We start from the raw sequence: 24356 nt of genomic DNA on the forward strand, positions 1-24356 counted from the left end.
TCGGCTGAGCGTAGGGCACGCGGCCGGTTGGCGCCACCGGCCCTCAACCTGAGGTTCAGTCGTCGCGAGAGAAGACGCAGAACTCGTTGCCTTCGGGGTCGGCGAGCACGTGCCAGGAGATCTCCCCGTCGTCGGGCCCTCGCAACAGCGTGGCGCCGGCGGCCACCAGGTCCGCAGCGTCACCCCAGACATCCCAGTGGATGCGGTTCTTCGTCGTCTTGGGCTCCGCCACAGGGCTGAAGACGAGCTCGTAGGGCATCCCCGGCGTCTCCCCCAGCCAGGTGAACATCTCGTCTGGGTCCGACTCCACCGTGGTGCCCAGCTGGTCGGCCCACCAACCCGCGATGCGGAAGGGATCAGCACAGTCGACGACGAGCTCATACAACCGGAAGCGACCGAGGTCGGCGGGCTTGCGGACGAAGGCGCACAGCTCGGCACCCTCCGGGTCGACCAGAACCGTCCAGCGCTCGCGCTCGACGCTGACGCGGGCACCCAGCCCCACCAGATCATCGACCGCGGCGACGTTGAGGTCCGGATGCACCCGGTTCTTCGTCGTGATGGCTTCCGGGACGACGTTCAGCCACACCGTCTCCTCCGGCCGCTCGCTGTACAGCCGCACCACCTCCCCCCGGTCGTCCACCTGGAGCCCGAGAGCGGCCGACCAGAACCTGCTGGCCGTCGCCGGGTCAGCAACGTCGATACAGACGTCCTTCCATCCCGCCCGCGCTGGGGATTCTCCTAATTCCATGGCCGCAGCCTAGGGCTGGACCTATGGTGGACGGAAGGAGCTTCCCATGGCCGGTGACCGCCCGCAGACCCTGATCGCCTCAGTCCAACGCGCCCTGCACCTCGTCGACGTCATCGCCAACTCGACCCGCCCGGTCCCGGTGAAGGTGTTGGCGTCGGCCAACGGGCTCAGCCTGGGAACGGCGTACAACCTCACGCGAACCCTCGTCCACGAGGGCTATCTGGTGGCCGAGGCAGACGGTCTCGTGCTGGGGCCGCGCTTCCCTGGCCTCCGCGCCTCCGGCCAGGAAGGGATCTTTGTCGCCCAGACCCGCGGCGCGCTGCGCGACGTCACGCAGCAGCTCGGTTACACCGCCTATCTGTCGCGCTATCGCGACGGAGAGATCCAGCTGGTGGACATCGTCGACGCGGCGGCGTCCCCGCGGCTCGAGCTGTGGGTCGGCATGCGCGACAGCGCACACGCCACCGCCTTGGGCAAGCAGATCCTGTCCGAGCTGCGAGCACCGGAGCGGCTGGACTACCTCAGCCGACACGGGCTGCCCGAGCTGACCCCGCACACGATCCGCGACCGAACAGCCCTGCTGGGCCAGCTGGTGTCCGAACGGGTTGCCACCGTGGATCATCAGGAGTACGCCCTCGGCTACTCCTGTGTCGCTGTGCCGGTCCGCGCCCCCGGGGTGGTCGCATCGCTGGCGGTCTCCATGCCGGCCGGTGAGACGACCGGGAACAACCTCGCGACGGTGATCGCGCGGTTGCGGCGGACGGCTGAGCGGTTGTCGCTCACGCTGTCCAGTGATGGCCGCGAGTTCAAGATTTGAAATCACACGGGTTCGGTTGGCGACCATGGATGCCTAGACTGGTACTGCACCTCGGCGCCTGAACCGTCTCGACGGTTTCCGCTGGTGCAGGCCACGCCTCAAGTAGTACCGGCGCCTTGTGAGGCCTCGGGCGTCCGGCGTGGTCAGCGGCTCGGCCAGCGTGAGTACCCCCCCAACCTCATGCCGGCCGGGTCGCCCCCGCAAACCCTGGACCGATGCCGTCGCTGCCCTGTGCGGTGAACGTGTCGTCTTCACCTCAGCCGGCTGCGCTAATCTCCATAGGTGAGTGGTGCAGCGACCTCGGTCTTCATCTCCAGGATCCGCACCCTGCCCGTCCTCGACAGCGCTGGGGACCAGGTGGGCAAGGTGCGCGACGTCGTCGTGCAGCGGCGGACGTCGGGTCGCGCCCCCCGGGTCAAAGGCCTGGTGGTTGAGCTGTTCGCCCGGCACCGGATCTTCATTCCCATGGTCCGGATCAAGACCGTCGACAGCTTCCAGGTCGTCATCAGCGGGGTGGTCAACACCCGCCGGTTCGAGCGGCGTGACTCCGAGACACTGGTCATCGACGATCTTTTCGACCTGCAGGTCACCCGCACCGACACCCCGGAGCCGGCCACCATCTTCGATGTCGCGATGCGCCCGATCCGCTCGCACGACTGGGAGCTGACCGAGGTGGCCCTGCGGGAGGGGACGAGGAGCCGGTTCGGCCGTCGGGGCCACGTCGTCATCGTTGACTGGTCGACGATCCGTGCGCTGCAGGTCGACAACAGCCAAGGCACCGACCAGCTGCTGGCCAAGATGGAGGACATGAAGGCCGCCGACGTTGCCCGCGAGCTGCACGACATGTCCCCGGAACGGCGGGCCGAGGTGGCCTCCGCCCTGGACGACCACAAGCTGGCCAACGCCATCGAGGAGCTGCCGGAGGACGAACAGGTCCAGCTCATCCAGGAGCTGAGCACCGACCGGGCCGCCGACATCCTCGAAGAGATGGACCCCGACGACGCTGCCGACCTGATCGCCGAGCTCAGCCCCGAGATGGCCGAGGAGCTGCTGGACCGGATGGAGCCGGACGACGCCAAGGACGTCCGCCGGCTGCTGAACTACGCCGAGTTCACCGCAGGCGGGCTGATGACCCCGGAGCCAGTCATCCTGCCGCCCGACGCCACCGTCGCCGACGCCCTGGCCATGGTCCGCGACTCCGACCTCACACCGGCCCTCGCCTGCATGGTCTACGTCTGCCGCAGCCCGCTGGAAACCCCCACTGGTCGGTATCTGGGAGCCGTGCACATCCAGCGGTTGCTCCGCGAGCCACCGTCCACTCTGATCTCGGCCCTGGTGGACTCCGATCTGGAGCCGCTGGCCGACTATGCCAACCTGCACGCAGTCAGCCGCTACTTCGCGACGTACAACCTGGTGAACGCCCCGGTGGTGGACGGCGAGCGTCGGCTGATCGGGGCCATCACGGTGGACGACGTGCTCGACCACGTGCTGCCCGAGGACTGGCGCGGTACCCAGCTCGACGCGATGTCGACCCAGACCCGTCCGACGCGCCGCCCGGTCCGCCCGGCGTCCGTGTCGACCCCGAGGACGATCAGTGGCTAAGCAGCGCGAGCCGGAGCGGCTGAGCGTTCCCGGGCGCCGCCGGCGGTCACTCATCCCGCGGCCCCAGTTCAACCGGGATGCCTTCGGCGAGTTCGCCGAGGGCTTCGCCAGATTCATGGGGACCGCCAGGTTCTTGGCCTACATGAGTCTGTTCGTGATCCTCTGGGTGATCTTCAACGTGGTCGGGCTGTTCGGGCTCCGCTGGGACCCGTACCCGTTCATCCTGCTCAACCTCTTCTTCTCCACCCAGGCGAGCTATGCCGCTCCGCTGATCCTGCTGGCGCAGAACCGGCAGGAGGCGCGTGACCGCGTCACCTTGGACCGGGACCGACAGCAGGCCGCCCAGAGCCGCGCCGACATGGACTTCCTGGCCCGCGAGATCGCCAGCCTGCGGATGTCGGTCGGTGAGCTCGCCACCCGCGACTACGTCCGCAGCGAGCTGCGAGCCGAGCTGCGGTCCATCCTGGCCGAGCTGGAGGACGACCTGGAAGAACGGGGCCGGGACAGTCAGCCCCGCGTCGGCCATGGGGGCCGTGGGGACTCCTCCGGGCGGGGCGGCTCGCACGGCTCGTCGGAGCCGGGCGGGCGGGTCGACCACGGTCGGCTGGACCAGCCGCGCTCCAGCGACCGGCCAGGTCCGGGCAACCTCTGACGACCGGGCCGCTCGGTGGGCGGTAAGGATTCGGCGGCCGTCACTGCGCTGCGTACGCTGGGAGGCATGCAGGACCTCCCCTCCACCTCGCCCGTCCACCCGCTGACCTCCAGGATCCACCAGGCACTCGCCGCGGTGAACGATCCGGAGATCCGGCGCCCGATCACCGACCTCAAGATGGTGAACGCCGTCGAGGTGGCCGACGACGGGATGGTCCGCGTCGAGGTGCTGCTGACCGTCGCGGGCTGCCCGATGAAGGACACCCTGCGTCGTGACGTGACCGCCGCGGTGACTGCGGTGGCCGGGGTGACGGGCGTCCAGGTCGATCTCGGTGTCATGTCCGATGAGCAGCGTGGCCAGCTGCGGGAGCTGTTGAAGGGTGGCCAGGACGAGCGCGAGATCCCGTTCGCGCGCCCCGACTCACTGACCCAGGTCATCGCGATCGCCTCCGGCAAGGGCGGGGTGGGCAAGTCGTCGGTGACGGTCAACCTCGCGATGGCGCTGGCCGCCCGCGGTCGTACGGTCGGAGTCCTGGACGCCGACATCTACGGCCACTCGGTGCCGGCCATGCTCGGCGTCGCGGACGCCCGACCCACCTCGGTCGAGGACATGATCATGCCGGTGCCGACCATGGGCCTGAAGGTCATCTCGATCGGGATGCTCAAGCCACGGCGGGACCAGGTGGTCGCCTGGCGTGGGCCGATCCTGGACCGGGCCATCACCCAGATGCTCGCCGACGTCTATTGGGGCGACCTGGACTTCCTGCTCCTGGACCTGCCGCCGGGCACCGGCGACGTGGCCATCTCACTTGGCCAGAAGCTGCCCAACGCCGAGGTGATCGTGGTCACCACCCCGCAACAGGCCGCGGCCGAGGTGGCCGAGCGAGCCGGCACGATGGCCTCCATGATGAACCAGCGGGTCATCGGTGTGGTGGAGAACATGTCCTACCTCGCAGTCACCTGCCCGCACTGCGGTGAGGAGCACCGCTATGACGTCTTCGGCTCCGGCGGCGGCGCCGAGACGGCGGGCACGCTCAGCACCCGGCTCGGCTATTCCGTGCCGCTCCTGGCCCAGGTTCCGCTCGACCCGCAGCTGCGCGCCGGCGGGGACGACGGCAGCCCGATCGTGGTCGGGGCGCCTGACCAGCCGGCCGCGAAGGCCCTGGACGCGTTGGCGGAGCGCTTGGCCAGCAAGGGCCGCGGTCTGCTCGGCAAGCAGCTGGGCCTCGCCCCGGTCGGTCGCTGACGGCCTCCGCCGGGTGCAGCAGCCCTGAACCGGGGACGGCTCGTCGGCTAGGTGGCGTCGGGGTCGAACGGGGTGAGCACCCGCGTCGGTGTGGCGGAGGCCATCACGTCGGCGGGACCGCCGGGTGAGACGTCCTTGGCGCTGTTGATCGCGTCCGTGACCGTCTGGGTCGCGTCCCTGCCGGTCGCCGCCACCTCGGCGAAGTCCTTCTTCACGTCCGCCACGATCGGATCGACGTCGTCGAGCAGGTGCTTCTGGATGAAGGCCTTGGGGTTCAGGTCGCGGAAGTCGATGTCTTCGAATCCCGGTCCGAGCTCCTTGCTCAGCTGCTCCTGTGCCGAACCGGCCATGGTGCGTACGTAACGGACCACCTGCGCCGCCTTGCGGGCGAAGTCCGGCAGCTTCTCCGGACCGAACAGGACCACGGCAGTCACGAGCAGGAGGATGAACTCCGGCGCCCCGATGTCTAGCATGCGCTCACGTTAGCCTTCCTTGCTGCCGAGCGTGACACGCGCCTCGCGCTGTGAGCCGCCGCGCTGATAGCCGAGGACCACGACGTCGCCGGGGCGGTGGCTGCGGATGGTGACGATCAGCTTCTCCACGTCCGCCACCTCGGCTCCGTCGATACGGTTGACCACGTCACCCTCGCGCAATCCCGCGTCCTCGGCCGGGCCGTCCGACTCGACCGTGGTCAGCTCGACGCCCTCGTCGTTGTCGGTGCTGGCCACGTTGGCGCCGATCACCGGGTAGGTCGCCTTTCCGTCCTTGATCAACAGGGCGCCGATGTCCATCGCCTGGTTGATCGGAATGGCGAAGCCCAGCCCGATGTTTCCCGACTGGCCCGAGGTCTGACCGAGCGTGAGGATGGCGGAGTTCACACCGATCACCCGGGCTCCCCCGTCGATCAGCGGACCGCCGGAATTGCCCGGGTTGATCGACGCGTCGGTCTGGATGGCGTTGATGTAGGCCGATGGCGAGTCGGCGCTGTCGGCCCCGTTGACGACGACCGGGCGGTTGGTCGAGCTGACGATCCCCTGGGTGACCGTGCCGGGCAGCGCGAGCGGTGCGCCGACCGCGATCACGGTCTCGCCGACCCGGGCGGCCTCGGAGTCCCCGATCTGCATCGGCACCAGGTCAGCAGATGCCTCCACCTTGATCACGGCCAAGTCATAGCTGGGGCTGCGGCCGAGGATGCGGGCGGTCCGGCGGCTGCCGTCGTTGAACACCACCTGGATCCGGCCGCCGTCGGCTGCGCCGGCCACCACATGGTTGTTGGTCATGATCCGGCCCTCGGTGTCCAGCACGAACCCGGACCCGGTGGCGCCGGACGAGCCGCTGCCGGCGCGGATCATCACCGTGCTGGGCAGCACAGTCTTGGCCACGTCCACGAGATCGGCCTCGGCCGGTGCGGGCGGCAGCGGCGAGCGGGTGGGGCCGGTGCCGGCGGTGGACGGGTTCGAGCCGGCGGTGGGCGCGGCCGAGGTCTCGGGTACGCCACGGTCGGCCAGGCGGGCACCGCCGAAGCCGGCGGCTGTACCGATCACGGCGGCGGTGACCGCGGCCACCAGCACCATGGCGGCACCGCGGGCGGGCCGCTGTCCACGATCCGGCTGCATGACGGCGGTGGCGCCCTCCGAGGGCGGCCGGGGCCGAAGCGGCTGGACCCCGGGTGGGGCTGGGTAGAGCGGCTGCGGTCCGGGCTGCGGATATTGCGCCCCGGCGGTGCTGGGTGGCTGGTAGCCGGATTGGCGTAGGGGCGCGGACCCGGGTTGGTGTAACGGCGCGTAGCCAGGTTGGGGTGAGGCCGCCGGTCCGGAGTACGCGCCATGGTCGCCGTTGCTGAAGGCGGCGGCGCTCGGAAACGGCTGGCCGTTGCCGACGCCGGTTCCCGGCTCGCTCCGCGGATCGCGCTGCCACGGTCCCACGACGGGGATCGGCTGGGTGTCGTCATGCTCGACGTCGGGACCGGACGCGGATGCGTGTGCGTCGCGCCCGAAGGGGCCGAAGTAGCGCGAGTCGTCATCGGGCTGCGCCGACCGATGCTCAGCGGCCCGGTCGCCGCTCTCCGGCGGGCGGCTCTGTTCTCCCATGACCTACCCGACTGTGTGCTCGAGGATGCGGACCCAACCCGCGCGGACGCGTTCCATCGTAGTCCGGCTCAAGGGGGCCGTATGGGGCAAGTCGGCCACGGCTCGGTGCAGCAGCTCCGGCGACCCGTCGGTGATCACGGTGAACACGGTGCCACCGGACTGCCAGGTCGCCAGGTTCGACGCCCCGGTGCGCACGTACGCACCCACGCCGGGGTCCCAGCTGGAACCGATCGGCGCCTCGGTCAGCGCGCCGCGCTGCTCGAAGACGCTGACAGTGGAGAGGCCGTCGCTGTAGACCATGTGCAGCGCACCCGGGTTCTCCCCGGCGTCGCTGCGCAGCCGCACCAGCGACAGGTCGCCCAGATGCTCGGAGCAGAACCAGCCCCGGCTGCTCAGTACCGAGGCACTGGACAGGGTGAGAGCGGCGGTGGTGGTGGGCGCGGCCAGCCGCGGCGACAGGTGCTCGAGGAAGGTATCGCCGTCGCCGACCGACAGCGAGGAGAAGCCGGCCGAGAGCACGAGCGAGCCAAACTCGTCGTACGTCTCCTGCCACAGCAGCAGCCCGGTCTGGTCGTCGAACCACCACCGCGCGGCCACCGTGTCGCTGGAGAACGGGTTGCGGACAGCCTCGACCATGGTGGCCGGCCGATCAGCCACCCTCGCGCCGGCAGCGCCACCGAACGCGAAGCCGGTGGTCAACAGCGACATCAGATCACCGTCGGCCAGGCGGGAGGAGACCGGCGATTGGAAGAAGGTGTCAGCCACCCGGCTCCCCGTCATCGTCTGAACCGCGAGCTGACTGCCCTGCCCGGGCTCGAAGGTCACCGCCACCTCCGCGGCGACGGTGCGACCGTCGCGCGGCGCGGTGACCAGCTGCACCCCGCGGTAGGCGACCTGGTCGGCCGACGATGCGGCCCGCTCCAGCAGGCTGACGGCCTGGGCGGACTCGAGCCGCCGGCCGGTGGCGGGCGCGGGACCGGGCGGGGTCGTCGCGGGCGCGGTCAGCGAGGTGGCGGACGTCATCATCACAGCGATGGTGGCGTCGTTGGCCAGCGGGAACTGCGACACCGCGGCGGCGAACTCGGCGGTGGCACGCCCACTGGGATCGCCGACCTGGTTGTTCTGCAGCGGAGGCGCGGCTACGTATCCTGCTCCGGCGCCGACCACGACGACCGAGCCGGCCACCAAGGTGGCAGCGGTGGCCCGGATCCGCGTGGCGCGCCTGCTGCGGGGCAGCGTGCCTGGTCTGGTCCGGCGGAACGGCCGGCTCCACAGCGGCGCTCGGGCGTCCTTACCGGCGATGGAGACCAGCCGGGCGGACAGCTCGGCGGCCACCCGGTCCGGGGTGGGGTCGGTGCCGGTCGTGCTCAGCAGCCGGCGCAGGGAGCGCAGCTCGTCCACCTCGGACCGACAGAGCGGGCAGGAGACGAGGTGCGTCATCACCTTCTCGCGGTCGGCATCGCTCAGTGCCCCGTCGACGTAGGCCGAGCGGAGCTCTGCGAGGTCGTCACACGATCTGCTCATCTTGACCTCGCCGGGAGCAGACCTCTCGTGTCGCCGGAGTCCGTCCGGTCACCGTGCGACGACTCCGCCGGATCTCCGGCCTCGACGGCCACCCCGAGATAGCGCTCACGGTCGCCGGTGGGCCGACGATGCTCGAGGGCGGCCCGCAGTTGGGCGCGGCCGCGGTGGATCCGGCTGCGAACCGTGCCGATCTTGACGTCGAGGACGCTGGCGATCTCTTCGTAGGTGAGTCCTTCGATGTCGCACAGCACGACCGCAGCCCTGAAGTCGGGGGCGAGCGCGGCCAGGGCGGCCGCGACATCGTGGTCCAGATCGGCGTCGGCCAGCGCCTCCGACGGACTCGGCCAGCTGCTCGGCAACCGGTCGGCCGACCCGTCGGCCAAGCCGTCGAAACGGATCTTCTGTTTGCGCCGCGCGGTGTCGAGGAAGAGGTTGGTGGTGATGCGGTGCAGCCAGCCCTCGAAGGTGCCCGGCTGGAACCGGTGCAAGGAGCGGAACACCCGGACGAAGACGTCCTGGGTCAGGTCTTCGGCATCATGCGGATTGCCGGTCAGCCGATAAGCGAGGCGGTAGACGCGGGCGCTGTGGTCACGGACCACCTCTTCCCAGGTCGGGGGTACCCAGGCGGATTCAGCGGGCGGTTGCCAGTCCTGGGGGTCCGGTGCGGGCCATGTCGTCATCAGCCGGCCCTCCTGTCCTGGTCGTGTTCGGCGCTCCGAGGAGCAGCCCTCACGGGACGCTCCCGCTGGAGCCGTACCGCCATCCTGCCCGATGCTGCTGCGAGGGACCTGAGTAATCGCTGTCAGGAACCTGTGCAAGCGGCGACGGAGCGCCACTCCCTCCGACAACGCCCAGCGTCGTCCAGATGTTCCCACCGGCGGCGACAAACGGCCGCCGCGGACAGGTCAGAGACCGGCGGCTGCGAGGGCTTCGGCCAGCGCGGTGCGCTGGGCGGGCGTCGCCGGCACCTGCGGCAGCCGCAGACCGCCGGCAGAACGCCCGCGCAGCTCCAACCCGGCCTTGACCAGGGTGACGCCCTGAGTGGCGAAGATCCCGGTGTAGATCGGCAGCATCGCGCGGTGCAGCGCAAGTGCCTTCTCCACATCCCCGGCAAGATAGGCCTCGATCATCGCCTTGGTGGCGACTCCGCTGAAGTGGGTCGACGTCCCCACCACGCCGACCGCGCCGATCGACAGCATCGGCAGGGTGAGCGCGTCCTCGCCGCAGTAGTAGGCGAGGTCCGTCTCGGCCATCACCCGGGCCGAGGCGGCCAGATCGCTCTTGGCGTCTTTCACCGCGACGATGCGCGGATGCTCGGCCAGCGCCAGCATGGTCTCGGTGGCGATCGGGATGCCCGTACGGTGCGGAATGTCGTAGACCATCACCGGCAGCTCGACGCTGTCGGCGACCGTGGTGAAATGGGCCAGCACGCCCGCCTGCGGCGGCTTGGAATAGTACGGCGTCACCACCAAGATGCCGTCGGCGCCGGCATCGGCCGCCTGCTGCGCCGTGGCCACCGTGTGCCGGGTGTCGAACGAGCCGGCGCCGGCGATCACCGCGGCCCGGTCCCCCACCGCCGCGATCACGCTGCGGAGGAGGTCGATCTTCTCCGCCCCGCTGGTGGTCGGTGACTCGCCGGTCGTCCCGCTGACCACGAGCGCGTCGTTGCCCTGCTCGTCGACCAGGTAGCGGGCGAGGTCGGCCGCACCCGCCAGGTCGAGGTTGCCCTCGGCGTCGAACGGGGTCACCATCGCCGTCACCAGACGACCGAACGGGGGTTGCACAGCCATGCCGGAATCGTAGCGAACCGCCATCACCGGGCGTCTGTCGTGATCATCACCAGCGGATCCCCGTCGTTCACCACGTCACCCGGGGTGACCACGATCTCCGCCACGGTGCCGACGACCTCCGCCAGCACCGGGATCTCCATCTTCATCGACTCCAAGATCACCACCGGGTCGTTGGCGGCCACCCGCTCGCCCACCGCCACCTCCACGGTGAGGACAGCAGCGACCAGCTCGGCGACGACCGTATGACTCATGGGCCCATCGTATGGGTCGGCGACGGGCGGGCCCACGTCAAAGGTGCCGGGATAGCCGCCGCGCCGCCCCAGCCGCGCCTCTTTCGCTAGGCTGACCACCGTGAACGCCTCCTCCGCCAAGACATCGTCCAAGTCCTCTCCGAAGGCTGCCTCCTGGGCCTTCGCCGAGGACTTCGTCCCCGAGTCCGAGGCCGCGGCCGCCGCCCGCGCCCAGGCGGAGCCGCTGGGAATCACGCCGATCGGTCGCGGCACCGCGAGCGCGCTCACCTTCGTGGCCAAGGCCATCCAGGCGCGCACCGTGGTCGAGATCGGTACCGGCTCGGGCGTGTCGGGCCTGGCGTTGTTCGCCGGCATGCAGCCCGATGGCATCTTGACCAGCGTCGACGTGGAGGCCGAGCACCAGCAGGTGGCCCGCCGCGCCTTCACCAGCGTGGGTATCCCCAGCCAGCGGTTCCGGCTCATCGCCGGGGCGGCGCTGAACGTGCTGCCGCGGCTCAGCGACGGCGCGTACGACCTGGTGTTCATCGATGCCGACAAGCTGGAGTACGCCGAGTACGTCGAGCAGGGCCTTCGGCTGCTGCGCCACGGCGGTGTGCTGGCTGTCGACAACTCGCTGTGGCACGACCGCACCGCGGACGCCAACAACTCCGACGACGAGACCGACGCCATCCGGGACGCGCTCAGCCTGGTCACCGACAACGAGGACCTGGTGCCGGCGCTGCTGCCCGTCGGCGATGGTCTGCTGGTCGCCGTCAAGCGCTGATCCGCACCCACGCCGGCCCTGGCGCCGTGGCGGGGCCGATGCGGGGGGCGGACCGCGTGTGACTCAGACCCGGGTGACGACGACGCCCTTGCCGACCACGGTGATGCCACCCTCGGAGATGGTGAACCCCCGGGCCAGGTCAGCCTCGCGGTCGAAGCCCACCTGGCAGCCGTCGGGCACCACCACGTTCTTGTCCAGGATCGCCCGGCGGACCGCTGCTTTGGGTCCGACCCGCGCCCCACTCAGCAGCACCGAGTCCTCGACGGTGGAGAACTCACCGACCCGCACGATCGGGGACAGCACCGAGTTCGTCACCGACCCGCCGGAGATGATGCAGCCAGGGCTCACCACCGAGTCCTCGGCGCGACCCTCGAGGACGAACTTGGCGCCCGGCATCTGCACCGGGTAGGTCCAGATCGGCCACTCGTCGTTGTAGAGGTTGAAGATCGGGTCGACGGAGACCAGGTCCATATGCGCCTCGTGGTAGGCGTCGATGGTTCCCACGTCCCGCCAGTAGCTGCGATCACGTTCGGTGGTGCCCGGCACCTGGTTCTCGGTGAAGTCGTAGACCTGCGCCTGACCCGCGTTGACGAACGCGGGGATGATGTCGCCGCCCATGTCGTGACGTGAGTCGATCCGCTTGGCGTCGGAGCGCAGCGCCTCCACCAGGGCGTCGGTGGTGAAGATGTAGTTGCCCATCGAGGCGAAGGACGAGTCGGGGTCGTCGGCGAGGCCCGGCGGGTCCGCCGGCTTCTCCAGGAACTGCTCGATCTTGTTGTCGACCCCCGCGTCGATCACGCCGAACTCGCTGGCCCCGCTGCGCGGCACCCGGATGCCCGCGACCGTGCAGCCCAGGCCGCCGTCGATGTGTGCGGTGACCATCTGGGAGACGTCCATCCGATAGATGTTGTCGGCGCCGAACACCACCACATAGTCGGGGTCCTCGTCCATGATCAAGTTCATCGACTGGAAGATCGCGTCGGCGCTGCCCTGATACCACCGCGGACCGAGCCGCTGCTGCGCGGGCACCGGCGTGACGTAGTTGCCGAGCAAGGTGGACATCCGCCAGGTAAGGGAGATGTGGCGGTCCAGGGAGTGCGACTTGTATTGGGTCAGAACGCAGATCTGGCGCAGCCCGGCGTTGGCCAGGTTGGACAGCACGTAGTCGATCAACCGGTACGTCCCGCCGAAGGGCACCGCCGGCTTCGCGCGATCCATGGTCAGCGGCATCAACCGCTTCCCCTCCCCGCCAGCCAAGACAATCGCCAACACCTTCGGACGCGCAACCATGCACTGAAACCTAGGGGTTCGACGCTTCCCCCGACAAGAGGCGCGCGGGACCGGGGCCAGGGTGGAACGCGCGCTCCCCCCGAGCGGTAGCCATGTCCCGGGCGCCGCTTCTCACCCCTGCGGCGCTATGGCACGATGCCTGGATGAGCACCGCCAGCACTGACCGGTTGAGCATCTCGTTGATGACCCGGGAGTATCCGCCGACCATCTACGGCGGGGCCGGGGTGCACGTGGCCCAGCTGGTGCCCCAGCTACGTCGGCTGATCGACGTTGACGTCCAGTGCATGGGCGAACCGCGGGCCGGAGCGACCGCTCACCCGGAGAACTACCCACCGGCCGCGAACGCCGCGCTGCGGGTCTTCGGTGCCGACCTCTCGATGGCCGCAGCGATCGGCGAGGTCGACCTGGTGCACTCCCACACCTGGTACGCCAATCTCGGCGGCCATCTCGCCGGCCTGCTGCACAACATCCCGCACGTGGTCAGCGCCCACTCCCTCGAACCGCATCGGCCGTGGAAGGCCGAGCAGCTCGGCGGCGGCTATCAGCTGTCCTCGTGGGCGGAGCGGACGGCGTTCGAGGCCGCCTCGGCGGTGATCGCGGTGAGCGCCGGGATGCGCGCCGACACGCTCGAGTCCTACAGCAACCTCGATCCTGACCGGGTGCACGTCGTCCGCAACGGCATCGACACCGACGAGTTCGCCCCAGATCCGGACACCGATGTGTTGACCCGGCTGGGGATCGACCCCGATCGGCCGTCGGTGGTCTTCGTCGGCCGGATCACCCGGCAGAAAGGGTTGATCCACCTGGTCCGCGCCGCCGAGCAGCTCGACCCTCAGACCCAGCTGGTGCTGCTGGCCGGTGCGCCCGATACCCCGGAGATCGCCGCCAGCATCGGTGACGCGTTCGCCCACCTGCAGCAGTCCCGGGGCAACGTCATCTGGATCGAGCAGATGCTCCCCCGCCGGGAGGTGCGACAGGTGCTGTCGCACGCGACGGTGTTCGCCTGCCCCTCGGTGTATGAGCCGTTGGGGATCGTGAACCTCGAGGCGATGGCCTGCGAGACGGCGGTGGTGGCCAGCGCCGTCGGTGGCATCCCTGAGGTGGTGGTGGACGGCGAGACCGGCTACCTGGTGCCCTACGACCCCGCCCGGGCCGATGACCCGGCCTACGTCGCGGCGTTCGAGTCCGACCTGGCCACCCGGATCAATTCGCTGACCGCCGACCCGGAGCAGGCCCGAGCCTTCGGTGCGGCCGGCCGCCAGCGCTGCATCGATGAGTTCTCCTGGGCCAAGATCGCCGCGCAGACCGTTGAGGTGTACCACCGCGCCCTCGAGGTGCATGGCGGCTGAGCCGCCTGAGAGTTGGGACCGCGGCTGAGCCGGCTGAGAGTTGGGACAGCGGCTGAGCCGGCTGAGAGTTGGGACAGCGGCTGAGCCGGCTGGGAGTTTGGACCGCGGCTGAGCCGCCTGGATGCAGGGGCCGCCGCGGATCGCGACTAGAGTCGCAGTGGCCCTCAACCTGATCTGCTGGAGAACCTGATGACGCACGTCCCCACCCTGCCCCTGCACCCTGGCCGGGGAGACGGACCCGAGTCGACCGAGGTGGTGGATCCGGGCGCGGCTACGATCGACCCCGCCGACCTGGCCGTTGCCCTGCGGGTGCTGGAGACCGCCGGCACCACCCTTGCCGAGGACGACCCGACCTACCAGCTGCTCCAGCGGGCCTGCGGCAAGTTCTACAAGAGCTTCAAGAAGCAACGGCGGCTGGAGAAGCGGGCCGTGGTGTCCGCCGCGGACAAGGCGGTGGTCGCCGCGACCGCCACCGGGTCGCCACAGCGGATCGATGACGAGACGGAAGGGCTGCCGCTGACCTCGAACGCCCGCGGCGCCAGCGCGGGCACTCTGCAGGTCGCCCGGCCCTGCTATGTCTGCAAGCAGAAGTACACCCGGGTGGACGCCTTCTATCACCAGCTGTGCCCCGACTGCGCCGCGTTCAACCACGCCCGCCGCGAGGCACGGACCGACCTCACCGGGCGGCGCGCGCTGCTCACCGGTGGCCGCGCCAAGATCGGCATGTACATCGCGCTACGGCTGCTGCGCGACGGCGCCCACACCACGATCACCACCCGGTTCCCGCACGACGCGGTCCGTCGTTTCACGGCGATGCCCGACAGCGCCGACTGGCTGCACCGGTTGCGGATCGTCGGCATCGACCTGCGTGACCCGGCGCAGGTGATCGGCCTGGCCGACTCCGTCGCGGCCGCCGGCCCGCTCGACATCTTGATCAACAACGCCGCCCAGACCGTTCGCCGGTCGGCGGGAGCGTACGCGCCCCTGGCCGAGGCGGAGTCCGCTCCCCTGCCGGACGGGCCGCTGCCCGAGCTGATCACCTTCGGCCACACCAGTGACGCCCACCCCGCGGCGCTGGTCGGCTCGGTCACCGCTCACCCGGTGCTGGCGCCCGACGCCCACACCGCCGACGAGCTGACCGCCCTGGCGCTCAGCGCCGGCTCGGCGGACCTGGACCGGATCGACGCGGGCGGTCTGCTGCCCGACCATCACGACGTCAACAGCTGGACCCAGCGGGTGCACGAGGTGGACGCGCTGGAGATGCTCGAGGTGCAGCTGTGCAACACCACAGCCCCGTTCGTGTTGATCAGCCGGCTCCGGCCGTCAATGGCCGCGGCTGCGGCGCGGCGGACGTACGTGGTGAACGTGTCGGCGATGGAAGGCCAGTTCGGCCGGGCCTACAAGGGCGCAGGTCATCCGCACACCAACATGGCCAAGGCGGCGCTGAACATGCTCACCCGGACCAGCGCCAAGGAGATGCTGGACAGTGACGGCATCTTGATGACCGCGGTGGACACCGGCTGGATCACCGACGAGCGTCCGCGGCCGACCAAGCTGCGCCTGGCCGAGGAGGGCTTCCATGCTCCGCTGGACCTGGTGGACGGGGCCGCTCGCGTCTACGACCCGATCGTGCGCGGTGAGCTCGGTGAGGACGTCTACGGCTGCTTCCTCAAGGACTACCGGCCCTCGCCCTGGTGACGAACCCCGGACGCCGTCCGGGGACGACGAAGGCCCCGCTGCTGACGCAACGGGGCCTTGACGGTCGGTGGCTCAGCCGACGACCTCTTTGAGTGCTCCAGCCAGCTCAGCCGCTTCGCCGGCGTTCAGCTCCACGACCAGCCTGCCACCACCCTCGAGCGGCACGCGCATGACGATCCCTCGGCCCTCCTTGGTGACCTCCATCGGGCCATCACCGGTCCGCGGTTTCATTGCAGCCATCGAGCTACCTCATCTCTGTCATCCAGCACTGGCGGGGACAATTATTCCGCATGATCGGCTTTTCGCCCCAGCCGGGGCGAAGATCGGCCTCCCAGACGCCCGATCCGTCCGGTCCCGGCCTTTCCCGAACCTGTGGTGACAGCAGTGCGCGGACTACAACGCCGAGCGGTGCCGTACGAGTTGAGCGCGACCGACGCAGATCGCGCTCACCGACGGTGACCACCCTTGACCCGGGGATACGTGGCTGCCGGGAACCGGTGCGCGACTAGCCGACCGCGGGGACCCAGCAGTCCTGGAGATGATCATCGACCAGCCCGACCGCCTGCATCAGGGCGTAGGCGGTGGTGGGACCGACGAAGCGGACGCCGATCTTCTTCAGCGCCGTCGCCAGCGCGGTCGACTCCGGCGTTCGCGCCGGCACGTCGGCCAGGGTCCGGGGACGTGGCCGCCCGGGCTGGGCGAAGCCGAGCACGAGATCGGCGAACTGCTGTCCCTGCTCGGCGACGACCCGGGCGTTGGCGATCGCCGCGTCGATCTTGAGCCGGTTGCGGACGATCCCGGCGTCGGCCATCAGCCGGGCTACGTCGCCGTCGTCGAACGCGGCCACCTGCTCGGGATCGAACCCGGCGAAGGCGGAGCGGAAGGCCGCCCGCTTGCGCAGGATGGTGATCCACGACAACCCTGACTGGAACGCCTCAAGGGTCAGCCGCTCGTACAGCCCGGCGACGCTGGTGACCGGCTGACCCCACTCGTCGTCGTGATAGGCCACATAGTCGGGGGTCGATAGCGCCCAGGGGCAGCGGAGTTTTCCGTCCGTCCCCGCTAGGACGCTCATCGGCTCGACCGATCGATGACGGTTCCCAGCCTGGCCAGGCTGCTGCGCAACCCACGGCGCATCAGCGGCAGCGCCAGCCGGGCGATGCTCTCCACCGGACGCCCACCCGGCAGCGAGAAGAGCTCGGTGCAGCGCAGGATCGTGCCACCGCGCTGCGCCGCCCCGCCCGAGCCCGGGCTGACCGGCTCCACTCGGAAGACCCCGGGGCCGCGAAAGTACGGGCCCAGGTGCAGCACCTCCAGCTCACCGACGCCGTCGGTCGGCGGAGTCCAGCCGGTCACCACGAACCGGTCCAGCAACCCGACGGGGACCCGACCGAGCCGGAAGCCGGACAGCGCCTCGACCTGCACCCCCAGACCCTCGCTCCGCTCGCCCACGGCCGAGACCGTGGTGAGCGGGATCCAGTCGGCCTGGCCGGGCCAGTCGATCAGCCGGGCCCAGACCTTCTCGACCGTGGCGGCGAGCTCGACCTGCACCTGCAACAGCACGGCCATCGCAGCTCAGACGCCAGAGCCGGAGTCCGGCACCTCAGCGTTCGTGCTGCGCTGGGCCGCGGCCTCGTCCCAGCGTTGAGCGGAACCCCGCGATCCGTCCCGAGTCTCGGGCGCACCGTCGGGGTCGGCACCGTTCGCCCGCTCGGAGGGCTCAGCGGCGGCGGTGGTCGACGTCGTCGGATCGCCGGCGGTGAGCTCGGCGATCCGGGCGTCGCGTTCGGCGATCTCACGAGCCAACCGCGCCAAGATGTCGTCGACCTGACCCATGGCATAGCCGCGGACCGTGACGCCGAAGCGCAGCGTCTCGAGGTCGGATGCCCCGAGCGATCGGGTCCCTTCCGGGGGCAGATCCTGGCGGTAGACGTCCTTGACCGGCTCCGTGCTCATCTCACCCATTCCTCCGGCGGCGGCCACGGCCGCCACGCCCAGCACGACGATCACCACAGCGGCGATGAACCACTCCATGCCCCGATGGTGTCACGGACGACCGTGATCGGGCTCATCTGCCCAGGTCGTCGCTGGGCTGTTCGGGTCGCTGCGCTGGGGGTACTATTCGGGTCGCTTCGCCGGCACCGCATCGTCGGCCGAGGGCGTGGCAGGGCTCGGCTGGTTGGACAGCATGATCGAGACCGCCTCGTCGATGTCGTCGGTGACGGTGAACCCGGCCAGATCGGCCGGCGACAGATAGCCCTCGGCGAGTACCGACGCCGTCAGCCAGTCCACCAGCCCGCTCCAGTACGCAGAGCCGAAGAGGACGACCGGGAACGAGGTGACCTTGCGGGTCTGGACCAAGGTGAGCGCCTCGAACAGCTCATCGAAGGTGCCGAAGCCGCCGGGCATCACGACGAAGCCCTGGGAATACTTGACGAACATGGTCTTGCGGGCGAAGAAGTAGCGGAAGTTGATGCCGAGGTTGACGTACTCGTTGAGACCGGACTCGAAGGGCAGCTCGATCCCCAGCCCGACCGAGACGCCACCGGCCTCGCTGGCCCCGCGATTCGCCGCCGCCATGATGCCGGGTCCGCCGCCGGTGATCACGGCCAGGCCGGCCTGGGCCAGCCGAGCGGCCAGCTCCTGGGCAGCGGCATACATCGGGCTGTCCGGACTGGTCCGGGCCGAGCCGAAGACACTGACGGCCGGGCCGATCTCGGCCAGGGTGCCGAAGCCCTCGACGAACTCGGACTGGATCCGCAGCACCCGCCAGGGGTCGGTGTGGACCCAGTCACTGCCACCCCGACCGTCCAGCAGTCGCTGGTCAGTGGTGGTGGGCTGGATCTGCCCGCGGCCGCGGACCACCGGCCCGGTCGAGATGCGGTGGGAATACTGGGAGTCGCTCACCTGGTCAGCCTAGCCAGCGCAGCAGCGCGTCGCGGCAGGTGTGTACGTCGGCTGCCGGGCAGAACTCGTCGTCCGCGTGGGCCTTGTTGGGGTCGCCCGGCCCGAAGTTCACAGCGGGTACGCCCATCGCCGAGAAGCGGGCCACGTCCGTCCAGCCGAACTTGGGGCGGGCCTCGCCGCCGACCGCGGCCAGGAACTCGCCGGCGGCGGGCTGGTCAAGGCCGGGTCGGGCGCCCGGCGCGACGTCGGTGATCCTCACCTCGAAGCCGTCGAGCACGCCGCGTACGTACGCCTCGGCCGCCGCCTCGTCCTTGTCCGGGGCGAACCGATAGTTGACGACCACGGTGCAGCGGTCCGGGATGACGTTGCCGGCGATGCCGCCGGAGATGCCCACCGCGTTCAGCCCTTCTCGATAGAGCAGGCCGTCCACCTCGATCTCGCGCGGCTGGTGCTCGGCCAGCCGGGTCAGCACCGCGCCCGCGTCGTGGATGGCGTTGTGGCCGCGCCAGGACCGGGCAGAGTGAGCCGCCGTCCCGGTCAGGGTGACCTCGGCCCGGAGGGTGCCCTGGCAGCCGCCTTCGATGCCGGCGCTGGTCGGTTCGCACAGGACCGCGAAGGAACCGGCCAGCAGGTCCGGTCGGCTCTGCCCGAGGTGGCCGAGCCCGTTGAGATCGGCGTCGACCTCCTCGTTGTCATAGAAGATCCAGGTGACGTCACGCGATGGCGCGGTCAGCGCCACGGCAGCCGACAGCTGTACGGCCACGCCGCCCTTCATGTCGCAGCTGCCACGGCCCCAGACGATCTGCTCGTCGCCCTCGCCGGTGACCCAGGACGGTACGTTCGCCGCGATCGGCACGGTGTCGAGGTGGCCGGCGATGACCACCCGGTCGGCCCGGCCCAGGTTGGTTCGCGCCACCACGACGTTGCCGACGCGGATCACCTCCAGGTGCTCGTACGGGCGCAGGGCGGCCTCCACCTCGTCGGCGATCCGGGCCTCGTCGCCGCTGACGGACTCGATGTCGATCAGCTGGCGGAGGAGGTCGACGACGGGGCCGGAAAGATCGAGGGACATGCCAAGCACCCTAACCGCCGCCCGGGATGGGCGAGCGTGCGACTGGGGCAGCCGCCTATGGTTGTCGCCATGACTGACGCCACGACGACCCGTACCGCCTGGGGCTGGGGATTGGCCACCGTGCACGATTCCGGTCAGGTGCTCGACACCTGGTATCCGGCGCCGGCCCTCGGCGAACCCGACGGCTCCCCCGCACCCGACGCGCTGACCGCCGCCGTGGGTCAGGACCCGGTCCGCGGCGTCCGCACCGAGTTGCGGTCGGTGACGATCGACCTGGACGCCGCCCCGGCCGACACCACGGATGCGTATCTGCGACTGCACCTGCTCAGCCACCGGCTGGTCGCCCCGCACGGGCAGAGCCTGGACGGCATCTTCGGCGTGCTGCCCAACGTCGTGTGGACGTCGGCCGGTCCGTGCGCGGTCGAGGGATTCGAGTCCGTCCGTGCCGGACTGCGGGCCACGCGGGGGCACGTCACGGTCTTCGGGGTGGACAAGTTCCCCCGGATGGTCGACTACGTGCTGCCCGCCGGCGTCCGGATCGCCGATGCGGACCGGGTCCGGCTGGGGGCGCACCTGGCATCCGGCACCACGGTGATGCACGAGGGCTTCGTCAACTTCAACGCGGGGACGCTGGGCACCTCCATGGTCGAAGGCCGCATCTCGGCCGGAGTGGTCGTCGGCCGCGACTCCGACGTGGGCGGTGGCGCCTCGATCATGGGCACCCTGTCCGGCGGCGGCACCCAGCTCATCTCACTCGGCGAGCGCTGCCTGCTGGGGGCGAACTCGGGTCTGGGCATCCCGCTCGGCGACGACTGCGTGGTGGAGGCGGGGCTCTACGTCACCGCTACGACGAAGGTGACCCTGCCAGACGCCACGGTGGTCAAGGCCGTCGAGCTGGCGGGCCGCAGCAACTTGTTGTTCATCCGCAACTCGGTCACCGGGACGGTCGAGGTGCGCGGTCGGCGAGGCAAGGGCGTCGAGCTCAACGCCGCCCTGCACGCAAACGGGTGACACGCCTGGGCGCCCTCGCCCGAACCATCGGCTGTCTGACACTGGCCCTGGTGGTGCTCGGCGTGCTGGGCGTGGGTGGCTATCTGTTGCTGCAGCGCACCACCGACTCCGGACCGAAGCCCGGTGAGGAGCGCTGTGTCGCCCGAGCCGACGACGCCAGCGTGGCGATCGACCTGGAGCAGGCGCGCAACGCCGCGATCGTCGTCGGGCTGTCGGTGAAGCGGGGGCTCGTCCCCCGAGCCGCGTCGATCGCGATGGCCACCGTCTATCAGGAGTCGATGATCCGCAACCTGGACCACGGCGACCGGGACAGCGTCGGCCTGTTCCAGCAGCGGCCGTCCCAGGGCTGGGGAACACCGAAGCAGCTGCAGGACCCCTACTACGCGACCGGCAAGTTCTATGACGCGCTGGTCAAGGTCGACGGATGGGCCACCGGGGACATCAACGACGTGGCCCAGAAGGTCCAGGTGTCGGGCTATCCCGAGGCCTACCGTGATCACGAGGCCGACGCGCGGGTGCTGGCGAGTGCGCTGACCGGGCAGTCAGCCGCCTCCTTCACCTGCCTGGACCGCCAGGAGACCGCCGGGGACGCCAAGGCGCTGGCGGCCTCGATCACCAAGACGTTCGGCAAGGTGAAGCAGCGCCGGGCCGGCAGTGTTCTCACCATCACGGCCCGCAGCGATGCCCTGGCCTGGGCCTACGCCCACCACGCGGTGGCCGGCTCCGCGGTCTTCGGTGTGGTCGAGGTGCAGGCGCTCGGTCAGGTGTGGCGGACCAGCGGCGAGTCGCTGCCGGAGTGGACGGCGGCGACGCCGGCACCACAGTCGCGCACCGTGATCATCACCGTCCGCTGAGGCCCCAGGGGTCAGCCGCAGGCTCCCCTCTCAGCCGAGCAGTCGCCCGGCCGCAGCCTCGATCCGTTCGTCGGTGGCCGTCAGGGCCACCCGGACGAACTCGCCGGCGGCCTCACCGTAGAAGTCACCGGGGGCGGCCAGGATGCCCAGACCGGCGAGGAAGTCGATCGAGGCCCGGCAGTTCTCCTGGCGGGTCACCCACAGATAGAGGGAGCCCTCGGAGTGGGCAACGGTGAAACCGCGTGCCTCCAGGGCGGGTCGCAGCCGGGCCCGGCGGGCCAGATAGCGGGCCCGCTGCTCAACCACGTGCTCCTGGTCGTCGAGCAGGGCCACCATGGCCTCCTGCACGGGTCGCGGGACGATCATGCCGGCGTGTTTGCGGACCGCCAGCAGGTCGGACACGATCTGCTGGTCGCCGGCGACGAATCCGGCCCGGTAGCCGGCCAGGTTCGACCGCTTCGACAGCGAGTGCACGGCCAGCAATGAGTCGTACGACCCCTCGCTCACCGCCTCGCTGAGCACCGAGGTGGGCTCGACGTCCCAGCCGAACTCGCCGTAGCACTCATCCGACGCGACCACCGCTCCGCGGTCACGGGCCCAGCGGACCCGCTGGGTCAGCGTGGCCGCGTCCAGCGTCTCCCCGGTCGGGTTGGACGGGGAGTTGAGCCAGACCAGGCCGGGCCGCATGTCTCCCAGAGCAGCCAGGTCGTCGGCCGCAACCACGTCGCAGCCGGCGATGGCCGCGCCGACGGCGTAGGTCGGGTAGGCCATCGTCGGGATGACGACGGTGTCGCCCGCGCCGAGCCCCAGCAGGGTCGGCAACCAGGCCACCAGCTCCTTGGTCCCGATCACCGGCAAGGTGGCGTCCGGGTCCAGCCGCTCAGCGCCCCAGCGTCGCTGCAGATAGCCGGCCATGGCCGCGCGCAGCGCCGGCGTACCCGAGGTGACGGGGTAGCCGGGGCTGTTCGCGGCCCGGCTCAACGCCGCGATCCCCAGCGCCGGGACCGGGTCGACCGGCGTACCGACGGAGAGGTCGACGATGCCGTCCGGATGCGCCGACGCGGTGCGCTTGGCGTCGGCGAGGCTGTCCCAGGGGAAGTCCGGCAGCGCCGAGGCGAGACTCACTCTTCGTGCTCTTGCGGCGGCAGCGCCTCGATCAGCGGGTGATCCTTCTCGATCACACCGGTCTTGGCCGCACCGCCGGGTGAACCCAGGTCGTTGAAGAAGTCGACGTTGGCGGTGTAGTAGTCCTTCCACTCCTCCGGAGTGTCGTCCTCGTAGAAGATGGCCTCCACCGGGCAGACCGGCTCGCACGCGCCACAGTCGACGCACTCGTCGGGATGGATGTAGAGCATCCGCTTACCCTCGTAGATGCAGTCGACCGGACACTCCTCGACACAGGCCCGGTCCTTGAGGTCGACACACGGCTGGGCGATGACGTAAGTCACGGCGATACTCCTCGAAGATCATGTACGGCCACGTCGGGTGACATCGCGACGAGCTGACGCTCGATGATGCTGCGCCGTACGGTTCGGACCTAGTATCGCGCGTCTGCATCTCCTTCGTGAAAGGGCCTCATCCCATGGACCCCGTGGACAGTGCGCCTCCCGGTCTGCAGGTCGGTGACCGGATCGTCTGCCGCCAGCTGCTGCCGGACGGCTCGGCCACCGACGTGACCGGCTGGCTCCGCCGCGTCGACGCGGATCGGCTGGTCATCACCACGGCGGAGGGTCAGGAGACCTGCGTCGACACCGCGACGGTGGTCGCGGTCCGGCGTGTCCCCGTGGCCCGCGGCGGACCTCCACCGGAACGGATCAGCGCCGACCGGGTCGAGCAGCTGTCGCTACCGGGTTGGCTCGCCGACGCCGAACCGCTGGGTGAGTGGACGCTGCGCGCCGGCGGTGGGTTCACCGGCCGGGCCAACTCCTGCCTGGCGGTCGGCGACCCCGGCGTGCCGACGGTCGAGGCCGCCCGGCTCATCGTTCGCCACGCGGCGGCGCACCGGATCGAGCCACGGGCACAGGTGGTCGTCGGGTCCGCACCGGAGCGCGCGCTGGTGGCACTCGGCTGGGTGGAGACCTACGTGAGCACCGACGTGATGGCCGTTCGCCTGGTCGACCTGCTCGAGGGCACCCGGCCGGATCCCCGGGTGCGGGTCACCCAGACGCTGGAACGGGGGTGGGAGGATGCCTACCTCACCAGCCGGCCGAACAACGCAGACCCGGCCGTGCTGCGACAGATTCTCGACGGCCGCCCACCGCGGGCCTTCGCCGGGATCGCCGACTCCGGAACCGACGAGCCGACGGCGGCAGAATCCGCGGCTGATACGCCCCCGGCGAGCGCGCCGGCGGTTGCTGCGTTGGTCAGCATCGGCCGCGGGCACGTCAGCGCGGATTGGCTCGGGCTGGCCTCCATCTGGACCCGGCCCGACCACCGACAGCGAGGGCTGGCCACCGCCGTGCTGCTGGCGCTCGGGCACTGGGGCGCCCGCCGTGGCGCCCGGTACGCCTACCTGCAGGTTGCCCAGGACAACGCCGCCGCACACCGGGCGTACGCCCGCGCGGGCTTCCGGGTGCACCACGCGTATCGCTATCTCACCCCGCCGGCCGGATAGGCCGCTACCTCACCCCGCCAGCCGGGTAGGCCGCTATCTCACCCCGCCGGCCGGATAGGCCGCCATTCCCACGGCCGGC

General features: G+C 70.3%; 25 protein-coding genes and 1 pseudogene. 10 read left to right on the forward strand and 16 right to left on the reverse strand.

Annotated elements, in window-relative coordinates; genetic code table 11:
* Window positions 1-55: 55 nt before the first annotated feature.
* The gene (locus AC1XX3_RS07640; RefSeq protein ID WP_483320491.1) at window positions 56-748 is read right to left on the reverse strand and encodes a VOC family protein; all 693 of its coding nucleotides are present in this window, start codon (window positions 746-748) and stop codon (window positions 56-58) included.
* Window positions 749-794: 46 nt separating this feature from the next.
* Here AC1XX3_RS07640 and AC1XX3_RS07645 point away from each other — a divergent pair, with 46 nt between their 5' ends.
* The 4 genes and pseudogenes from AC1XX3_RS07645 to AC1XX3_RS07660 all read left to right on the forward strand — a co-directional run bounded on the left by AC1XX3_RS07645 (window position 795) and on the right by AC1XX3_RS07660 (window position 5064).
* On the forward strand, window positions 795-1565 hold the full coding sequence (locus AC1XX3_RS07645) for an IclR family transcriptional regulator (RefSeq protein ID WP_483320492.1): 771 nt from the start codon (window positions 795-797) through the stop codon (window positions 1563-1565).
* Between the two features lie 282 nt (window positions 1566-1847).
* The gene (locus AC1XX3_RS07650; RefSeq protein WP_483320493.1) at window positions 1848-3167 is read left to right on the forward strand and encodes a magnesium transporter MgtE N-terminal domain-containing protein; all 1320 of its coding nucleotides are present in this window, start codon (window positions 1848-1850) and stop codon (window positions 3165-3167) included.
* Window positions 3160-3645, forward strand: a pseudogene (locus AC1XX3_RS07655) (DUF1003 domain-containing protein); the annotation flags it as partial. The gene AC1XX3_RS07650 and the pseudogene AC1XX3_RS07655, both read left to right, overlap by 8 nt.
* Window positions 3646-3885: 240 nt before the next feature.
* Entirely contained in the window at window positions 3886-5064 is a 1179-nt protein-coding gene (locus tag AC1XX3_RS07660; protein ID WP_483320494.1) for an Mrp/NBP35 family ATP-binding protein, read from the forward strand.
* A 47-nt stretch (window positions 5065-5111) separates the two neighbouring features.
* Here AC1XX3_RS07660 and AC1XX3_RS07665 read toward each other — a convergent pair whose 3' ends face one another.
* From AC1XX3_RS07665 to AC1XX3_RS07690, 6 genes are all read right to left on the reverse strand, one after another.
* Complete coding sequence (locus AC1XX3_RS07665; RefSeq protein WP_483320495.1) at window positions 5112-5537, reverse strand: sec-independent translocase; 426 nt, start codon at window positions 5535-5537, stop codon at window positions 5112-5114.
* A gap of 9 nt (window positions 5538-5546) precedes the next feature.
* Complete coding sequence (locus tag AC1XX3_RS07670) at window positions 5547-7154, reverse strand: S1C family serine protease (protein ID WP_483320496.1); 1608 nt, start codon at window positions 7152-7154, stop codon at window positions 5547-5549.
* A 3-nt stretch (window positions 7155-7157) separates the two neighbouring features.
* Window positions 7158-8678 (reverse strand): zf-HC2 domain-containing protein, encoded by a 1521-nt coding sequence (locus AC1XX3_RS07675; protein WP_483320497.1) that lies wholly within the window; start codon window positions 8676-8678, stop codon window positions 7158-7160.
* On the reverse strand, window positions 8675-9358 hold the full coding sequence (gene sigE / locus AC1XX3_RS07680; RefSeq protein ID WP_483320498.1) for an RNA polymerase sigma factor SigE: 684 nt from the start codon (window positions 9356-9358) through the stop codon (window positions 8675-8677). The genes AC1XX3_RS07675 and sigE overlap by 4 nt, the downstream gene beginning before the upstream one ends.
* A gap of 225 nt (window positions 9359-9583) precedes the next feature.
* Window positions 9584-10468, reverse strand: coding sequence for a 4-hydroxy-tetrahydrodipicolinate synthase (gene dapA, locus AC1XX3_RS07685; protein WP_483320499.1), 885 nt, complete (start codon window positions 10466-10468; stop codon window positions 9584-9586).
* A gap of 23 nt (window positions 10469-10491) precedes the next feature.
* Window positions 10492-10719 carry a biotin/lipoyl-binding carrier protein gene (locus AC1XX3_RS07690; RefSeq protein WP_483320500.1) on the reverse strand — a complete coding sequence of 76 codons (228 nt, stop codon included), beginning with the start codon at window positions 10717-10719 and terminating at the stop codon, window positions 10492-10494.
* A gap of 100 nt (window positions 10720-10819) precedes the next feature.
* On the opposite strand from AC1XX3_RS07690, the gene AC1XX3_RS07695 reads away from it, so the two are divergent.
* A complete protein-coding gene (locus AC1XX3_RS07695; RefSeq protein ID WP_483320501.1) occupies window positions 10820-11482 on the forward strand; it encodes an O-methyltransferase in 663 nt (220 codons plus the stop codon).
* 63 nt (window positions 11483-11545) lie between these two features.
* On the opposite strand, the gene glgC is transcribed toward AC1XX3_RS07695, so the two are convergent.
* Window positions 11546-12772, reverse strand: coding sequence for a glucose-1-phosphate adenylyltransferase (gene glgC / locus AC1XX3_RS07700; protein ID WP_483320502.1), 1227 nt, complete (start codon window positions 12770-12772; stop codon window positions 11546-11548).
* Window positions 12773-12939: 167 nt separating this feature from the next.
* Here glgC and glgA point away from each other — a divergent pair, with 167 nt between their 5' ends.
* Both glgA and AC1XX3_RS07710 read left to right on the forward strand, forming a co-directional pair.
* Window positions 12940-14121 (forward strand): glycogen synthase, encoded by a 1182-nt coding sequence (glgA, locus tag AC1XX3_RS07705; protein ID WP_483321163.1) that lies wholly within the window; start codon window positions 12940-12942, stop codon window positions 14119-14121.
* Between the two features lie 189 nt (window positions 14122-14310).
* On the forward strand, window positions 14311-15819 hold the full coding sequence (locus AC1XX3_RS07710) for an SDR family NAD(P)-dependent oxidoreductase (RefSeq protein WP_483320503.1): 1509 nt from the start codon (window positions 14311-14313) through the stop codon (window positions 15817-15819).
* Between the two features lie 72 nt (window positions 15820-15891).
* Here AC1XX3_RS07710 and AC1XX3_RS07715 read toward each other — a convergent pair whose 3' ends face one another.
* From AC1XX3_RS07715 to dapE, 6 genes are all read right to left on the reverse strand, one after another.
* Window positions 15892-16059, reverse strand: a complete 168-nt coding sequence (locus AC1XX3_RS07715) for a DUF3117 domain-containing protein (RefSeq protein ID WP_483320504.1) — start codon at window positions 16057-16059, stop codon at window positions 15892-15894.
* Between the two features lie 265 nt (window positions 16060-16324).
* Window positions 16325-16894, reverse strand: a complete 570-nt coding sequence (locus tag AC1XX3_RS07720) for a DNA-3-methyladenine glycosylase I (RefSeq protein ID WP_483320505.1) — start codon at window positions 16892-16894, stop codon at window positions 16325-16327.
* Window positions 16891-17388, reverse strand: coding sequence for an SRPBCC family protein (locus tag AC1XX3_RS07725; protein ID WP_483320506.1), 498 nt, complete (start codon window positions 17386-17388; stop codon window positions 16891-16893). Before AC1XX3_RS07725 ends, AC1XX3_RS07720 begins: the two co-directional genes overlap by 4 nt.
* Window positions 17389-17394: 6 nt before the next feature.
* Window positions 17395-17853 (reverse strand): DivIVA domain-containing protein, encoded by a 459-nt coding sequence (locus AC1XX3_RS07730; protein ID WP_483320507.1) that lies wholly within the window; start codon window positions 17851-17853, stop codon window positions 17395-17397.
* Between the two features lie 84 nt (window positions 17854-17937).
* Window positions 17938-18726, reverse strand: coding sequence for an LOG family protein (locus tag AC1XX3_RS07735; protein WP_483320508.1), 789 nt, complete (start codon window positions 18724-18726; stop codon window positions 17938-17940).
* A gap of 4 nt (window positions 18727-18730) precedes the next feature.
* Window positions 18731-19798, reverse strand: coding sequence for a succinyl-diaminopimelate desuccinylase (dapE, locus tag AC1XX3_RS07740; RefSeq protein WP_483320509.1), 1068 nt, complete (start codon window positions 19796-19798; stop codon window positions 18731-18733).
* Window positions 19799-19867: 69 nt separating this feature from the next.
* On the opposite strand from dapE, the gene dapD reads away from it, so the two are divergent.
* Together dapD and AC1XX3_RS07750 are read left to right on the forward strand one after the other, a co-directional pair.
* Entirely contained in the window at window positions 19868-20809 is a 942-nt protein-coding gene (dapD, locus tag AC1XX3_RS07745; RefSeq protein ID WP_483320510.1) for a 2,3,4,5-tetrahydropyridine-2,6-dicarboxylate N-succinyltransferase, read from the forward strand.
* A complete protein-coding gene (locus AC1XX3_RS07750; protein ID WP_483320511.1) occupies window positions 20806-21663 on the forward strand; it encodes a hypothetical protein in 858 nt (285 codons plus the stop codon). The genes dapD and AC1XX3_RS07750 overlap by 4 nt, the downstream gene beginning before the upstream one ends.
* Window positions 21664-21693: 30 nt before the next feature.
* Here AC1XX3_RS07750 and dapC read toward each other — a convergent pair whose 3' ends face one another.
* Both dapC and fdxA read right to left on the reverse strand, forming a co-directional pair.
* On the reverse strand, window positions 21694-22788 hold the full coding sequence (gene dapC / locus AC1XX3_RS07755; protein ID WP_483320512.1) for a succinyldiaminopimelate transaminase: 1095 nt from the start codon (window positions 22786-22788) through the stop codon (window positions 21694-21696).
* Window positions 22785-23111 carry a ferredoxin gene (gene fdxA, locus AC1XX3_RS07760; protein WP_483320513.1) on the reverse strand — a complete coding sequence of 109 codons (327 nt, stop codon included), beginning with the start codon at window positions 23109-23111 and terminating at the stop codon, window positions 22785-22787. Before fdxA ends, dapC begins: the two co-directional genes overlap by 4 nt.
* 134 nt (window positions 23112-23245) lie before the next feature.
* On the opposite strand from fdxA, the gene AC1XX3_RS07765 reads away from it, so the two are divergent.
* Window positions 23246-24277 carry a GNAT family N-acetyltransferase gene (locus AC1XX3_RS07765; RefSeq protein WP_483320514.1) on the forward strand — a complete coding sequence of 344 codons (1032 nt, stop codon included), beginning with the start codon at window positions 23246-23248 and terminating at the stop codon, window positions 24275-24277.
* Window positions 24278-24356 lie beyond the last annotated feature (79 nt).

It is taken from the genome of Microlunatus sp. M237, assembly GCF_056896895.1.

Bases quoted from the DNA above. Each gene is read 5' to 3' on its own strand.
- AC1XX3_RS07640 (WP_483320491.1), bottom strand. From the start codon at position 748: ATGGAATTAGGAGAATCCCCAGCGCGGGCGGGATGGAAGGACGTCTGT.
- AC1XX3_RS07645 (WP_483320492.1), top strand. From the start codon at position 795: ATGGCCGGTGACCGCCCGCAGACCCTGATCGCCTCAGTCCAACGCGCC.
- AC1XX3_RS07660 (WP_483320494.1), top strand. From the start codon at position 3,886: ATGCAGGACCTCCCCTCCACCTCGCCCGTCCACCCGCTGACCTCCAGG.
- AC1XX3_RS07665 (WP_483320495.1), bottom strand. From the start codon at position 5,537: ATGCTAGACATCGGGGCGCCGGAGTTCATCCTCCTGCTCGTGACTGCC.
- AC1XX3_RS07670 (WP_483320496.1), bottom strand. From the start codon at position 7,154: ATGGGAGAACAGAGCCGCCCGCCGGAGAGCGGCGACCGGGCCGCTGAG.
- AC1XX3_RS07675 (WP_483320497.1), bottom strand. From the start codon at position 8,678: ATGAGCAGATCGTGTGACGACCTCGCAGAGCTCCGCTCGGCCTACGTC.
- sigE (WP_483320498.1), bottom strand. From the start codon at position 9,358: ATGACGACATGGCCCGCACCGGACCCCCAGGACTGGCAACCGCCCGCT.
- dapA (WP_483320499.1), bottom strand. From the start codon at position 10,468: ATGGCTGTGCAACCCCCGTTCGGTCGTCTGGTGACGGCGATGGTGACC.
- AC1XX3_RS07690 (WP_483320500.1), bottom strand. From the start codon at position 10,719: ATGAGTCATACGGTCGTCGCCGAGCTGGTCGCTGCTGTCCTCACCGTG.
- glgC (WP_483320502.1), bottom strand. From the start codon at position 12,772: ATGGTTGCGCGTCCGAAGGTGTTGGCGATTGTCTTGGCTGGCGGGGAG.
- AC1XX3_RS07710 (WP_483320503.1), top strand. From the start codon at position 14,311: ATGACGCACGTCCCCACCCTGCCCCTGCACCCTGGCCGGGGAGACGGA.
- AC1XX3_RS07715 (WP_483320504.1), bottom strand. From the start codon at position 16,059: ATGGCTGCAATGAAACCGCGGACCGGTGATGGCCCGATGGAGGTCACC.
- AC1XX3_RS07720 (WP_483320505.1), bottom strand. From the start codon at position 16,894: ATGAGCGTCCTAGCGGGGACGGACGGAAAACTCCGCTGCCCCTGGGCG.
- AC1XX3_RS07725 (WP_483320506.1), bottom strand. From the start codon at position 17,388: ATGGCCGTGCTGTTGCAGGTGCAGGTCGAGCTCGCCGCCACGGTCGAG.
- AC1XX3_RS07730 (WP_483320507.1), bottom strand. From the start codon at position 17,853: ATGGAGTGGTTCATCGCCGCTGTGGTGATCGTCGTGCTGGGCGTGGCG.
- dapE (WP_483320509.1), bottom strand. From the start codon at position 19,798: ATGTCCCTCGATCTTTCCGGCCCCGTCGTCGACCTCCTCCGCCAGCTG.
- dapD (WP_483320510.1), top strand. From the start codon at position 19,868: ATGACTGACGCCACGACGACCCGTACCGCCTGGGGCTGGGGATTGGCC.
- AC1XX3_RS07765 (WP_483320514.1), top strand. From the start codon at position 23,246: ATGGACCCCGTGGACAGTGCGCCTCCCGGTCTGCAGGTCGGTGACCGG.